This window comes from Arthrobacter sp. ok909 (assembly GCF_900104405.1).
Taxonomy (GTDB): Bacteria; Actinomycetota; Actinomycetes; order Actinomycetales; family Micrococcaceae; genus Arthrobacter; species Arthrobacter humicola.
In genome coordinates, this window is sequence record NZ_FNJS01000027.1 from 17,559 (window position 1) to 29,478 (window position 11,920).

Consider the following 11,920-nt stretch of genomic DNA (forward strand, 5'->3'; position numbering starts at 1 on the left):
GATGGCGCTCCGCGGGCTCACCGGCTTGCCTCCCACCGCGTCTACTGCCTTGCGGCCCGTCCGGGACCGTCGGTCCGGCGGCCTACTTGCAGTACTGCCCGATCTTGTTGATCTGCTCGGTGAGCTGGGCCGTCTGTTCGTCCGTTTTGGCCCCCGTGGGGCTCGCGGCTACCTGTTTCATGATGTCGGCCATCTGGTGGATGGGGGCGCCCACCTCCGGCGCCACCTTGTCCGCGACTTCCTGGTAGTGCTGCCCGATCTGCGCGGCCTGCTCCTTGGCGGTCCCGGAGGGCACGAAGGTATCGGTGTTGAGGAACTTGCAGCTGTCCTCGACGCTCATCTTCGGCGTGGCGCTGGGGGTCTGGGGCGCCGTCGTCGAGACGGCACAGCCGCTCAGCATGGTCCCGGCCACAAGTACGACGGCGGTCAGCAGCTTCTTCACGGCAGGTCTCCTGGCAGTTCGGACGGGATGTCACGGCGGGGTCTTCCCCTCAAGCGTAGGTGACGGAGGCCTGCAGTGTTCAACCTCCGGTGGTCAGCCGGCCGGATAGACGAGCGCCGTTGCCACGGCAGAGATCCCCTCGCCTCGGCCGGTGAACCCGAGTCCGTCGCTCGTGGTGGCCGTGACGCTGACCGGCGCGCCGGCTGCGTCGCTGAGGACCCGCTGGGATTCCTCCCGCCGCGCCCCGAATTTCGGCCGGTTGGCCACAAACTGCACGGCGATATTGCCGATCTCGAACCCGTGGGCGCGGACAATCCGGGCGGCCTCGGCCAGCAGGGTCACACCGGACGCGCCGGCGTACTCGGGTCGGTCCGTCCCGAAATGCGTGCCGAGATCGCCCACCCCGCAGGCGGAGAAGAGCGCGTCGGCAGCAGCGTGCGCCACGGGGTCGCCGTCGGAATGCCCGGACAGCCCCCGCTCCCCTTCCCAGAAGAGTCCGCCAAGCCACAGCGGCTGCGGCTGGTCCTCTGCGGCGAAGGCATGGACGTCGATTCCGATTCCGGTCCGGGGGATGACGGGCGGGTTGGTGGACATGCTCATCCCTCCACCCATCGTGCGCCGAGGGGTCCTTCGAGGAGCCCCTCGGCAAGGACCAGGTCCAGGGGCGTGGTGATCTTGAGGGACTGGCTGGCCCCGCGCACGGCGTGGACGGGCACGCCGAGGAGTTCCACGAGCATTGCGTCGTCCGTGACGAGAGCGGCCTGTCCGGCGTCGAGCCCGGCGGCGGCCTCGTGGGCGCGTTTGAGGGTGTCGAGGGCGAATCCCTGCGGCGTCTGAACGGCCCGGAGCGACTCCCGGGGCGCCGTCCCGGTGACCAGCTCGGGGGCCACCGCGGCGCTGGCGCCGGTGGTCGGTTCGACGGTCTTGACGGTGTCCACCACCGGCATCACGGGAATGACGGCTGCGGCACCGGCGCCCAACGCCGCTGCGACCCGGTGAAAGACGGATTCCGGCGTTAGAGCCCGGGCGGCGTCGTGGACCAGCACGGATTCAACAGCGGGCAGGAGCGCGGCCATCGCGGCGCGGACTGACTCGGCGCGGCTCGCACCGCCCTCGACGACGGTCACGACCGGACCTTGGAGGGCGTGACCTGTCGCCGCGTTGCGGCGGTGGGCGGCCGCCAGTTCCTGCGCGAAGGCCTCGCACAACGCACGCAGTTCGGCATCTCCCGGGGGGATGGCAACGCAGATTTGCTGCGCGATCCCGGCGGCCGCCACGCCCCGCAAGGCGTGGGTGAGGATGCTATCCCCGCCCAACGGCACCTTAGCCTTGGGCATGCCGTAACCCAGGCGTTGGCCCGAGCCGGCAGCCACAACAATGACCGCGGTGACGGGACCGGCCGGTGACGTGTTCGTCGGTGCAGTATCCATGCGCACAAGACTACGTCCCTGTGCCCCCGCGCACCCCCCGTTGCGCTACCACTTGTGGCGTTTCTGAGCGCTGAGAGGGACCACAACTCATAGCGCAACCGAGGGGGCCGGCCGAAAACGGGCAAGAAGAAACCCCGGCGGCCTGATGCCACCGGGGTTCGATTCTTATCTGCGCCGGCTCTTAGGTGAACCGGCCTTGTGCTAGGAAGCCAAGACCTCGTCGAGAACGCTTGCAGCCTTCTCTTCATCCGTCTTTTCAGCCAGTGCCAGTTCCGAAATAAGGATCTGGCGGGCCTTGGCCAGCATGCGCTTCTCTCCCGCGGAGAGTCCCCGGTCGTGATCACGGCGCCAAAGGTCGCGGACGACCTCAGCTACCTTGATGACGTCACCGGAAGCAAGCTTTTCCAGGTTTGCCTTGTAACGACGCGACCAGTTTGTGGGCTCTTCAGTGAACTCGGCGCGCAGCACGTCAAATACGTGCTCCAAGCCTTCCTTGCCCACTACGTCCCGAACCCCAACCAGGTCAACGTTTTCTGCTGGAACTTCAATGGTCAGATCACCCTGAGCCACCTTGAGCTTGAGATACATCTTCTCTTCGCCCTTGACGGTGCGCATCTTGATTTCTTCAATTTTGGCTGCACCGTGGTGAGGGTAAACTACTGTCTCGCCGACCTCAAAAACCATGTGGACATTCCCCTTTCCCGCAGACCAGTTTATCACGATTAAGGCATACAACTGGCATCCAAAGGTGCCGGGAACCGCATGAATCCGGGGAAAATGGCCTTAATCCACCCCCTCAAACCCCTTGACGGATGCAGATAATAGTGCCTTCGACGCTAACTGCCAAGAGGTTTCGGACTCCCCCGGAACGGACCGCCGCTGCCTGGACCCACCCGTCCGCGCGCTTATGTGTAGGCGCCGAATCCTTGTTTGAGGCCGATTGCGGCTAGGCTATGGCTGAATAATGTTTCAAGACTCTCAAGGAGTGCGTGACGTGCGTTTCACTGCGATGAACCGGGGCCAGCGCGGCAAGCTGGCAATGGCAACGGCTGCACTTGGCATCGGGCTGCTGTCCCTGACTGGCTGCAGCTACATCAACCCCCAGCAGACCTCGGTGCAGTACTCGGCGTCGGACGGAACCCGCACTGATCTCGGCCCGCTGCAGCTGCGCAACTTCATCATCGTTGCCGACGGCCAGGACAAGCCGGGCCGCGTGATCGGCGCCGTGTACAACACCTCCTCCAAGGACGTGGTGCTGACCATCAAGGGCGCGGAGGGGTCACAGGCCGAGGTCCCGGTGAAGCAGAATTCCCACACCATGCTCAACGACTCCACCGCCGCGGTGCTCCTGAACCCCGCCGGCGCCAAGCCCGGCGCGATGACCGAGGTTACGATCTCCGAGAGCGGCACCAACATGGACGCCAAGTTCAAGGTTCCGGTTCTGGACGGCACGATCGTGGACTACAAGACGTACCTGCCGACGCCGGAGGCGACCCCCAGCAGCACGGCGACTTCCAGCAGCACGGCGACTTCCAGCAGCACGGCGACTTCCAGCAGCACGGCAACGTCCACCGAAACGGCCACGCCGACGCCGAGTAGCACCGCGGGCCACTAGCCCCCGACCACTAAACCGGCCCGGCAGCCTTCGCGGCTGGACGGACTGCCAAAGAATTGCAAAAGGACAAAAGGAGGGGCACCCGCGGGTGCCCCTCCTTCTTGCATGCCTTTTACATTCCCTGGACTCCGCCGGGCCGCCCCGGCCACTCGTCCAGGGCGGCGGCTAGTTCCGGTGCATAACCCCGGCAGCAGCTAATCCACGGCGGCGTCTCCCATCCCTACGGCTCGAACTTGTAACCCAGCCCGCGGACGGTGATCAGGTACCGCGGCGCCGAGGCATCCGGCTCGATCTTGCTGCGCAGGCGTTTGACGTGGACGTCGAGGGTTTTGGTGTCGCCCACGTAGTCGGAGCCCCAGACCCTGTCAATCAGCTGGCCGCGGGTCAGGACCCGGCCGGAGTTCCGCAGCAGCATTTCCAGCAGCTCGAATTCCTTGAGGGGCAGGGCGATCTGCTCGCCGCCGACGCTCACCACGTGCCGTTCGATGTCCATCCGGACGGGACCGGCCTGCACCGTGCTGGAGACGAGTTCCTCAGGCTCGCTCTGGCGCCGCAGGACGGCGCGGACGCGGGCCACGAGCTCCCGCGAGGAATAGGGCTTGGTGACGTAGTCGTCGGCGCCCAGCTCCAGGCCCACCACCTTGTCGATTTCCGAGTCCTTCGCCGTCAGCATGATCACCGGGACACTGGAGCGCTGCCGGAGTTGGCGGCAGACTTCGGTGCCCGACTGGCCAGGCAGCTGCAGGTCCAGAAGGACGAGGTCGGCGCCGTTGCGGTCGAACTCGGTAATGGCGTCCAGTCCGTTGTCCACTACCTCGACTTCGAACCCTTCCTTGCCCAACAGATAGGACAGGGGGTCGCTGAAGGACTCCTCGTCCTCAACAATAAGAATCCTGCTCAAGCGCTAGCTCCTTGCTCATGGACGCCGGCGGCGTCACGTCGTTGCGGTCTGGGGTCCTGGCTGGAAGGGCGGGCGGCGGCTTTGCCGGCCCCGGCGCCGTCGGCGTCGTCCAGGCCTTCCATCTCGGGAAGTCGAATGGTGAAGGTGGAACCCTTGCCAAGCTGGGACCACAGGGTTACCTCACCGCCGTGGTTGGAAATGACGTGCTTGACGATGCTCAGCCCCAGCCCTGTGCCTCCGGTCTGCCGCGAGCGGGCGGCATCCACCCGGTAGAAGCGTTCGAAGACACGCTCCTGGTCCTCGGGGCTGAGTCCCTCACCCTGGTCCGTCACCGAGACAGCCACGAGGCCGTCCTTGGAGCGGATGCCGATGCCCACCTTGGTGTTCTCCGGCGAGTAACGGATGGCGTTGTCGATGAGGTTGCGCAGCGCGGTGACGAGGAGGTCCTGGTCGCCGTAGACCATGGCGTCGGCGTGGCCGCCGACCACCAGTTGGATGTTCTTGGTCTCGGCGGGCAGTTGGGAGCGGTCCACGGCCTCGCTGACCACCGTGTTGATGTCCACGGGGCGGCCCTGCTGCGCGACGTTGGCGCCCTGCAGCCGGGAAAGCTCGATGATGTCCTGCACCAGGGCGGCGAGCCGTGTCGATTCCTTGTGCATGCGCTTGGCGAAGCGTTTGACGGCGTCGGGGTCGTCAGCGGACGATTCGAGGGCCTCCGCCAGGAGCGAGATCGCCCCGACCGGTGTCTTCAGTTCATGGGAGACGTTGGCGACAAAGTCGTTGCGGACTTCCTCGGTGCGGGTGAACTCCGTGCGGTCATCGGCGAGCAGGAGGATATATTCCTCTCCGATCACGGCGGCCCGGACCTGCACAACGATCGTTCCCTGGCCGAGCGGGCCGCGTGGCAGCTCCAGCTGTTTTTCCAGGATGACCCCGTCACGGCGCACCTTGGCGGTCATTTCCAGCAGCTGCTGGTGCACCACGGTGTGCCCGCGGACCAGGCCGTAGGCGTAGGCGGCAGGGCTGGCGCGGACCACGCCGTCGATCGCATCGACCACCACGAACGCGCGGCCGAGGACGGCGAGCACCTCCGCGGCGCCCTCGGGCAGCGAGGGTTCCTCGACGTCGACGTCGACAATGTGCCGTTGCTGCTCACTGACCCGGAATGCGAGTACGCCGAACATGCCAAACGAGAGGCCGATCAGGCCGGCGATCACGCCGATGAGCATTGGATCCACGGCTCCAGCTTATGCTCTGCCAAGCGGACGAAACCGAAATCTCCTGCGATTCCGGCGCCGGTTCAGCTAACGTTCACCTATTGGGGCGTAACAGTTCACCAGACACTGAAAGAGTTGACAGTTGGGGCGCCGGCAGGCGAACCGAAATAGGCCCGCCACTTCAATTGCAGGCAATATTTCCGAGGAAAGGACGCACACGTGCGTAAGGTTTTTCAGGAGGAGCTCGCCCAGGTAAGGGAGCAGCTCGTCGAGATCTCAACGCTGGTCACGGAGGCCATCGACAAGGCCACGACGGCTTTCCAGGGCGCCGACATCGACCTCGCCGAGGACGTGATTGCCGCCGATGCCCGGATCGACTTCCTGCAAAACAGTCTCGACGAACACGCCATTGACATCCTGGCCCTCCAGGGCCCGGTGGCGAGCGACCTGCGCATGCTCGTAGGTTCGCTCCGGATGAGCGCTTCGCTGGAACGCATGGGCGATCTCGCCCGCCACCTGGCCCAGCTGGCACGACTGCGCTACCCCGCAACCGTAGTCCCGGAGCAGTTGAGGGGGACCTTCAAGAGCTTCGCCGAACAGGATCTGCTGATCGCCCAGAAGCTCACTGAACTGCTGGCAACCCGCGACCTCGGCGTTGCCCGGGAAATCATGAGGGCCAACGGTGTTGTCAACGACCTTCACCTGAGCGTTTTCAAGGCGATCGCGCGCAGCGACTGGCAGGAGTCCCCGGCCACCACGGTGGACGTTGCCCTGGCCAGCCGCTACTTTGAGCGCTTCGCCGACCACGGCGTCTCCGTAGCCCAGAAGGTGACCTACCTGGTCACCGGTGCGTGGCAGCCGAACACTATCGAACACATCTGACGGCGGCTTTCCCGCAGACACAACGCAGATACAACGACGGCGTCCGGTCACCTTGGGGGTGACCGGACGCCGTCGTTTATTCTCTAAGCTCTTGCGCGTCGCTCCGTGCTGCGCTTTGCCCGTAGGTTGCGCTTGGCGCAGGGCGGGAACTACTTACTTCTTACCCTGGTTGGCGACCGCCTTGATGGACTCGGCGGCAGCCTCAGGGTCAAGGTAGGTGCCGCCCGGGTTCAGCGGTTTGAAGTTCTCATCCAGTTCGTAGACCAGCGGGATGCCGGTGGGGATGTTCAGGCCCGCGATGTCTTCGTCGCTGATGCCGTCAAGGTGCTTCACCAGGGCCCGGAGCGAGTTGCCGTGGGCCGTGACCAGGACGGTCTTGCCGGCTGCGAGGTCGGCCTTGATGTCCGATTCCCAGTACGGCAGCAACCGGATCAGGACGTCCTTGAGGCACTCGGTGCGCGGGACGGCGTCGCCGAGGTCCTTGTATCGCGGGTCCCCGACCTGGGAGAACTCGGAGTCGTCGGCCAGGGGCGGCGGCGGGGTGTCGTAGGAACGGCGCCAGGTCATGAACTGCTCCTCGCCGTACTCGGCGAGGGTCTGGGCCTTGTCCTTCCCCTGCAGGGCGCCGTAGTGGCGCTCGTTCAGGCGCCAGTCACGCTTGACGTCGATCCAGCCGCGGTCGGCCTTCTCAAGGGCCAGGTTCGCCGTGTTGATGGCCCGCTTCAGCCTTGAGGTGTAGAGGATGTCGGGGAGGATGTTGTTCTCCACGAGGAGCTCACCGCCGCGCACCGCCTCGGCGCGGCCCTGGTCGTTCAGGTCAACGTCCACCCAGCCGGTGAACAGGTTCTTGGCGTTCCATTCGCTGTGGCCGTGGCGCAGCAGAATCAGCTTGTAGGTCATGGTTTTTATCCTAGCCGAGCCCCCGCAGGCGGCGCAGAGCGTTACACCGCGTGCGTTTCACAGCAACGCGGGGTCAGATACCGCCCATCACGGGGCCCGACATGGGCCGTATCTGACCCCGCGATGGAGGAAGCCCGGACGATAGGCTGGGGCTGTGGTGCAGAAGGCTGAACGGGTGTTGGCCCCCCGGAACCAGGGCGGGGCGAAAAGCGGCGTCCGCGGCGGCAGGCCGGTGGGCAACGTGACCCGGGGAACCACGAACCCCAACCGGATGCGCCGCGTGGACCGCTGGCTGACCGGCCCGCAGGCCTGGCGGCTGCGCGCCGCGGCCGATCCCCTCGCCGTCGACCTCGGCTACGGCGCCTCGCCGGCCACCGCCGTCGAACTCTTTGACCGTCTCTCCACGGTCCGCGCGGACGTGCGGGTGGTGGGGATCGAAATCGAACCGGAACGGGTCCGGCAGGCCCGGGCACTGGAACGGCCCGGCCTGAGTTTCCAGCTGGGCGGCTTTGAGCTGCCTGCGGCCGGAGATCCTGTGCTGGTGCGGGCCTTCAACGTGCTGCGGCAGTATGAGGAAGCCGACGTGCCGGGCATCTGGCGGCTCGTACAGGACCGCCTCGCCCCGGGCGGGCTGTTCGTCGACGGCACGTGCGATGAAATCGGTCGCCGCGCCGCCTGGGTGGCGCTCGGCGCCGAGCGGCCGCTGAGCCTGAGCGTGTCCATGCGGTTTGGCGCCTTCGCGCTGCCCTCCGACGTTGCCGAACGGCTGCCGAAGGCCCTGATCCACCGCAACGTGCCCGGCGAAAAGATCCACGCCTACCTTCAGGCGATGGACAAGGCCTGGCTGGAGGCGGCGCCCTTGGCGTCCTTCGGCAACCGCCAGCGCTGGTCAGCGATGTGCCGCGCGCTGCTCGACGCCGGCTGGCCCGTCCAGGACGGCCCGTCGCGGTGGCGGCTGGGCGAAGTCACGGTGGACTGGGACGCTGTGGCCCCGGGGAACTAGCCGGGGCCCACGCCGGCAGGGTTCCCTGAGCGAGCTTGCGAGCTTAGGGGGCCGGCGGGGATTACCAGGGGCCGTAGGGGCCCATGTTGCGGCCGCGACCGGCGTCCTTGACCGCGGGGCGGACGTCGGCGAGATAGACGGACGCTGCTGTCACGGCGGCAAGCCCGAAAATGCCGAGCGAGCTGGCTCCGCCGCCGCTTCCCAGCTGCGCGAGCAAGGAGAAGAGGCCCACGGCGAAGGCGCCGCCGGTCAAGGCAAGCCAGAAGGTCTTGGTCCGTTTCGATACAGCCTCGAACGCGTTGGCCTTGTGCCGGAGGCAGTCGAAAAACGCCCATGCCTCCAAGGCAAAGGCCACGATCGCCAGGACCAGGTAGATCCCGGATTCGACATAGAAAATGAGTAAGCGTCCGTCCACTCCCCCAGCCTAGCCGTCCAGCGTCCCCAACGCCTGCTCCAAATCGGTCCAAAGGTCTTCCACGTTTTCAATTCCCACGCTCATCCGGACCAGATTGTCCGGCACGCTCTCCGGCTCGGCCGTGTGCCGGCGCCGGCGTTCGATTAGGGACTCCACTCCGCCCAGCGAGGTGGCCGGAAGCCAGAGGTGGAGGGCGCGGATCATACGGTCCGCCGCCTCCGCGCCGCTGAGGCTACTGTCGTGCCCACGTACCGGCGCCACCTCGATGCACAGGATGGAGCCAAATCCCTTCATCTGGGCCTTGGCACGCTCGTGGCCGGGGTCCGAAGGCAGGCCGGGGAAACGGATGGCGGCAACCCGCGGATGACCAGACAGCCGCTCAGCCAGGATTTGCGCTGAGGCCTGCGATCGCTCGATCCGCAGTGCCAGGGTCCGGAGCCCGCGCAGGGCCAGCCATGCCTCAAACGGTCCGGCGATCCCGCCGTGGATGGTGCGGTGGTGCAGCAGCGCGGCGCGGAGACCGGCGTCGGAGGTCACCAGGGCGCCGAGCACGACGTCGGAGTGCCCCGAGAGGTACTTTGTCACGGAATGCAGCACGACGTCGGAGCCCAGGCTGAGGGGCTGCTGCACGAGCGGCGTGGAAAAGGTGTTGTCCGTGACGACGATCGCGCCGGTCTCGTGTGCCGCGGCGATAAGGGCCCGCATGTCGGCGATGCCGAGCATGGGGTTGGTGGGGCTCTCCAGCCACAGCATGCTGGCGGCACGCCCACCGGCCGTGGCGAGCGCGGCCAGGACGGCGTCGGTGTCGGCGATGTCCACCGTCCTCAATTCGAGGAAGCCTTTGGCCGCCAGTTCGGTGGCCATGGTGACCGAGCCCGCATAGCTGTGCGACGGCATCACGAGCACGCCCTGGGCGGGCACCAGAGACAGGGCCGAGCTGACGGCGGCGAGTCCCGAGGCGTAGAGCAGGCCCGGCAGGTCCGCGCCTTCCAACTGGCCCAGCGCCTCTTCGAAGGGATCCCACGTGGGGTTGGAATAGCGGCCGTAGCCGCGGTCGCCGTCGCCCAGCGGTCCGGTGCCGAAGTACGTGGAGGACAGCACCAGCGGCGGGTTGACCGGTTCGTCGCGGGTGCGCGGCGGGCGCCCTGCTGCCACGACCAAGGATTCCGGCGAAAGCGTTGCGGCCAGTTCTTCAGAAAGACTCATGGAGACAGGGTACGTGTGAGCCCCTCAGGGCACCCAAGCCGTTACGCCGCAGACTCTGGTGTCGGTGTTTGTCGGTAGTCTAGAACCGTGACTACCCAGAGCCCCGGAGCGTCCCCTCAACAGTTGCCCGGACTGTTTATTGCCTTCGAGGGCGGAGACGGCGCCGGCAAGTCCACCCAGGCGGCTGAACTCGCCAAAGCCCTGGAATCGAGCGGCTTCACGGTGCTGCGGACCCGGGAACCGGGCGGCACACCGATCGGCGAGAAGTTGCGTTCCCTTGTGCTGGATCACGGGCACGGCCACATCGATGCCCACACCGAGGCCCTGATTTTCGCGGCATCACGGGCGGCGCATGCGAGCCAGGTTATCCGGCCGGCCCTGGAACGCGGCGAGATCGTCCTCACGGACCGGTACATTGACTCCTCGGTCGCCTATCAGGGCGCCGGGCGCGGCCTCGGGACGGACGCGGTGCGGGACATCAACGCTTGGGCGACGTCGGGCCTGCATCCGGACCTCACGGTACTGCTCGACGTCGACCCCGCCGTCGGCCGGCAGCGGCGCACCGCCGGCGACGCCGCCGAAGACCGCCTCGAGTCCGAGGCCGACGAATTCCACGCCAAGATCCGGGCAGCTTTCCTGGAGCTGGCCGCCGCCCGGCCCGAGGCCTATCTGGTGCTTCCGGCCCGTCTGCCCGTCACCGAACTCGCTGCACGAATCTTTGAGCGCGTCGAGTCCCTGCTGGTCGTCGCCCAAAGCAGCACGGCATGACGGTCTGGGACGACCTTCAGGGCCAGGACGCCGTCGTGGCCCAGCTGCGCCAGGCGGCCCAGGGAGAAGGCCTCACGCATGCGTGGCTATTCACCGGTCCGCCCGGTTCCGGCCGCTCCAACGCCGCCAAGGCCTTCGCCGCGGCCCTGAACTGCGACCAGGAGGACGTCAGCCAGCGCGGGTGCGGCGAGTGCCCGGCATGCCTGACCATTCTCGGCGAGACCCATTCCGACGTTGCGTTCGTACGCACCGAAAAGGTCACCATCACCATTGATGAGGCGCGCGAGCTCGTGTCCACCGCCGGGAACCGGCCGTCGTCGGCCCGGTGGCGGATCATTGTGGTGGAGGACGCGGACCGGATGGCCGAGCGCACCACCAACGTCCTGCTCAAGGCCATTGAGGAACCCACACCCCGCACCGTCTGGATGCTCTGCGCCCCCTCCCCCGCCGATGTCCTCGTGACCATCCGCTCCCGCTGCCGTCCGGTGGCGCTGCGGCTTCCGCCCGCCGCCGACGTCGCGGCCCTGCTGGTCAAGCGCGACGGCGTGGACCCGGCGGTTGCCGAGCGCGCTGCCCGGGCGGCGCAGAGTCACGTGGGGATTGCCCGCCGCCTGGCCCGGGACCCGGAGGCCCGCGAGCGCCGCCTGGAGACCGTTCGTTTCCCGCTGTCCCTGCGTGGTGTCACGGCGGCGGTCATGATGGCGGAGAAGCTCGTCAAGATCGCCACCGAGGAAGCCACCAGTTCCAATGACGAGCGCGACGCCGCCGAGAAAGCGGCGCTGCTGGCCACCCTCGGGGCGCCCGAAAGCGGCACGCTGCCGCCGGCCATGCGGGGCCAGGTCAAGCAGCTCGAGGACGACCAGAAGCGCCGTGCCAAGCGTTCGATCACCGATTCCCTTGACCGCACGCTGACGGACCTGCTGTCCTTTTACCGGGATGTCCTGATCATCCAGATGGGGAACGCCGTGGAACTGGTCAACCTTGAACTCCGGAGCGAACTCGAAGACTTCGCTTCCCGTTCCACCGCCGAAGTGACCCTTGCCCGCATGGACGCCATCAATAAGGCCCGCAAACGGATCACCACCACCAACGTGGCTCCGCTGCTGGCGATTGAGTCCATGGCCTCCAGCCTGATTTGATG

14 protein-coding genes are annotated in these 11,920 nt (G+C 66.8%); 5 read left to right on the top strand and 9 right to left on the bottom strand.

Translation table 11 applies throughout. The features are described from left to right. Positions 1–82: 82 nt before the first annotated feature. The 4 genes from BLR03_RS18010 to BLR03_RS18025 all read right to left on the bottom strand — a co-directional run bounded on the left by BLR03_RS18010 (position 83) and on the right by BLR03_RS18025 (position 2,556). Complete coding sequence (locus BLR03_RS18010; protein WP_091255318.1) at positions 83–442, bottom strand: hypothetical protein; 360 nt, start codon at positions 440–442, stop codon at positions 83–85. Between the two features lie 93 nt (positions 443–535). Continuing rightward, entirely contained in the window at positions 536–1,042 is a 507-nt protein-coding gene (gene ispF, locus BLR03_RS18015) for a 2-C-methyl-D-erythritol 2,4-cyclodiphosphate synthase (protein ID WP_091255320.1), read from the bottom strand. Next, a complete protein-coding gene (gene ispD / locus BLR03_RS18020) occupies positions 1,039–1,872 on the bottom strand; it encodes a 2-C-methyl-D-erythritol 4-phosphate cytidylyltransferase (protein ID WP_091255322.1) in 834 nt (277 codons plus the stop codon). Before ispD ends, ispF begins: the two co-directional genes overlap by 4 nt. A 201-nt stretch (positions 1,873–2,073) precedes the next feature. Further along, positions 2,074–2,556, bottom strand: coding sequence for a CarD family transcriptional regulator (locus BLR03_RS18025; protein WP_026266570.1), 483 nt, complete (start codon positions 2,554–2,556; stop codon positions 2,074–2,076). A 325-nt stretch (positions 2,557–2,881) separates the two neighbouring features. Here BLR03_RS18025 and BLR03_RS18030 point away from each other — a divergent pair, with 325 nt between their 5' ends. Continuing rightward, positions 2,882–3,487 carry a hypothetical protein gene (locus BLR03_RS18030; protein WP_091255325.1) on the top strand — a complete coding sequence of 202 codons (606 nt, stop codon included), beginning with the start codon at positions 2,882–2,884 and terminating at the stop codon, positions 3,485–3,487. A gap of 220 nt (positions 3,488–3,707) precedes the next feature. On the opposite strand, the gene BLR03_RS18035 is transcribed toward BLR03_RS18030, so the two are convergent. Together BLR03_RS18035 and BLR03_RS18040 are read right to left on the bottom strand one after the other, a co-directional pair. Further along, positions 3,708–4,388, bottom strand: coding sequence for a response regulator transcription factor (locus BLR03_RS18035; protein WP_091255327.1), 681 nt, complete (start codon positions 4,386–4,388; stop codon positions 3,708–3,710). Further along, positions 4,385–5,617 (bottom strand): sensor histidine kinase, encoded by a 1,233-nt coding sequence (locus BLR03_RS18040; protein WP_091255330.1) that lies wholly within the window; start codon positions 5,615–5,617, stop codon positions 4,385–4,387. The genes BLR03_RS18035 and BLR03_RS18040 overlap by 4 nt, the downstream gene beginning before the upstream one ends. 207 nt (positions 5,618–5,824) lie before the next feature. Here BLR03_RS18040 and phoU point away from each other — a divergent pair, with 207 nt between their 5' ends. After that, entirely contained in the window at positions 5,825–6,487 is a 663-nt protein-coding gene (phoU, locus tag BLR03_RS18045) for a phosphate signaling complex protein PhoU (RefSeq protein ID WP_091255332.1), read from the top strand. Between the two features lie 153 nt (positions 6,488–6,640). Here phoU and BLR03_RS18050 read toward each other — a convergent pair whose 3' ends face one another. After that, entirely contained in the window at positions 6,641–7,387 is a 747-nt protein-coding gene (locus tag BLR03_RS18050) for a phosphoglyceromutase (RefSeq protein WP_091255334.1), read from the bottom strand. Positions 7,388–7,541: 154 nt separating this feature from the next. Between BLR03_RS18050 and BLR03_RS18055 the strand changes: the two genes are divergently transcribed. Next, on the top strand, positions 7,542–8,390 hold the full coding sequence (locus tag BLR03_RS18055) for a class I SAM-dependent methyltransferase (RefSeq protein WP_254788579.1): 849 nt from the start codon (positions 7,542–7,544) through the stop codon (positions 8,388–8,390). A gap of 61 nt (positions 8,391–8,451) precedes the next feature. On the opposite strand, the gene BLR03_RS18060 is transcribed toward BLR03_RS18055, so the two are convergent. Further along, positions 8,452–8,805 (bottom strand): DUF2516 family protein, encoded by a 354-nt coding sequence (locus BLR03_RS18060; RefSeq protein WP_091255337.1) that lies wholly within the window; start codon positions 8,803–8,805, stop codon positions 8,452–8,454. Positions 8,806–8,814: 9 nt separating this feature from the next. Next, positions 8,815–10,011: a trans-sulfuration enzyme family protein gene (locus BLR03_RS18065; RefSeq protein ID WP_091255339.1), complete on the bottom strand. Its 1,197-nt coding sequence runs from the start codon at positions 10,009–10,011 to the stop codon at positions 8,815–8,817. 87 nt (positions 10,012–10,098) lie between these two features. Between BLR03_RS18065 and tmk the strand changes: the two genes are divergently transcribed. After that, on the top strand, positions 10,099–10,779 hold the full coding sequence (tmk, locus tag BLR03_RS18070) for a dTMP kinase (protein ID WP_254788580.1): 681 nt from the start codon (positions 10,099–10,101) through the stop codon (positions 10,777–10,779). Next, positions 10,776–11,918: a DNA polymerase III subunit delta' gene (locus BLR03_RS18075; RefSeq protein ID WP_091255343.1), complete on the top strand. Its 1,143-nt coding sequence runs from the start codon at positions 10,776–10,778 to the stop codon at positions 11,916–11,918. Before tmk ends, BLR03_RS18075 begins: the two co-directional genes overlap by 4 nt. The last annotated feature ends 2 nt before the right edge of the window (positions 11,919–11,920 follow it).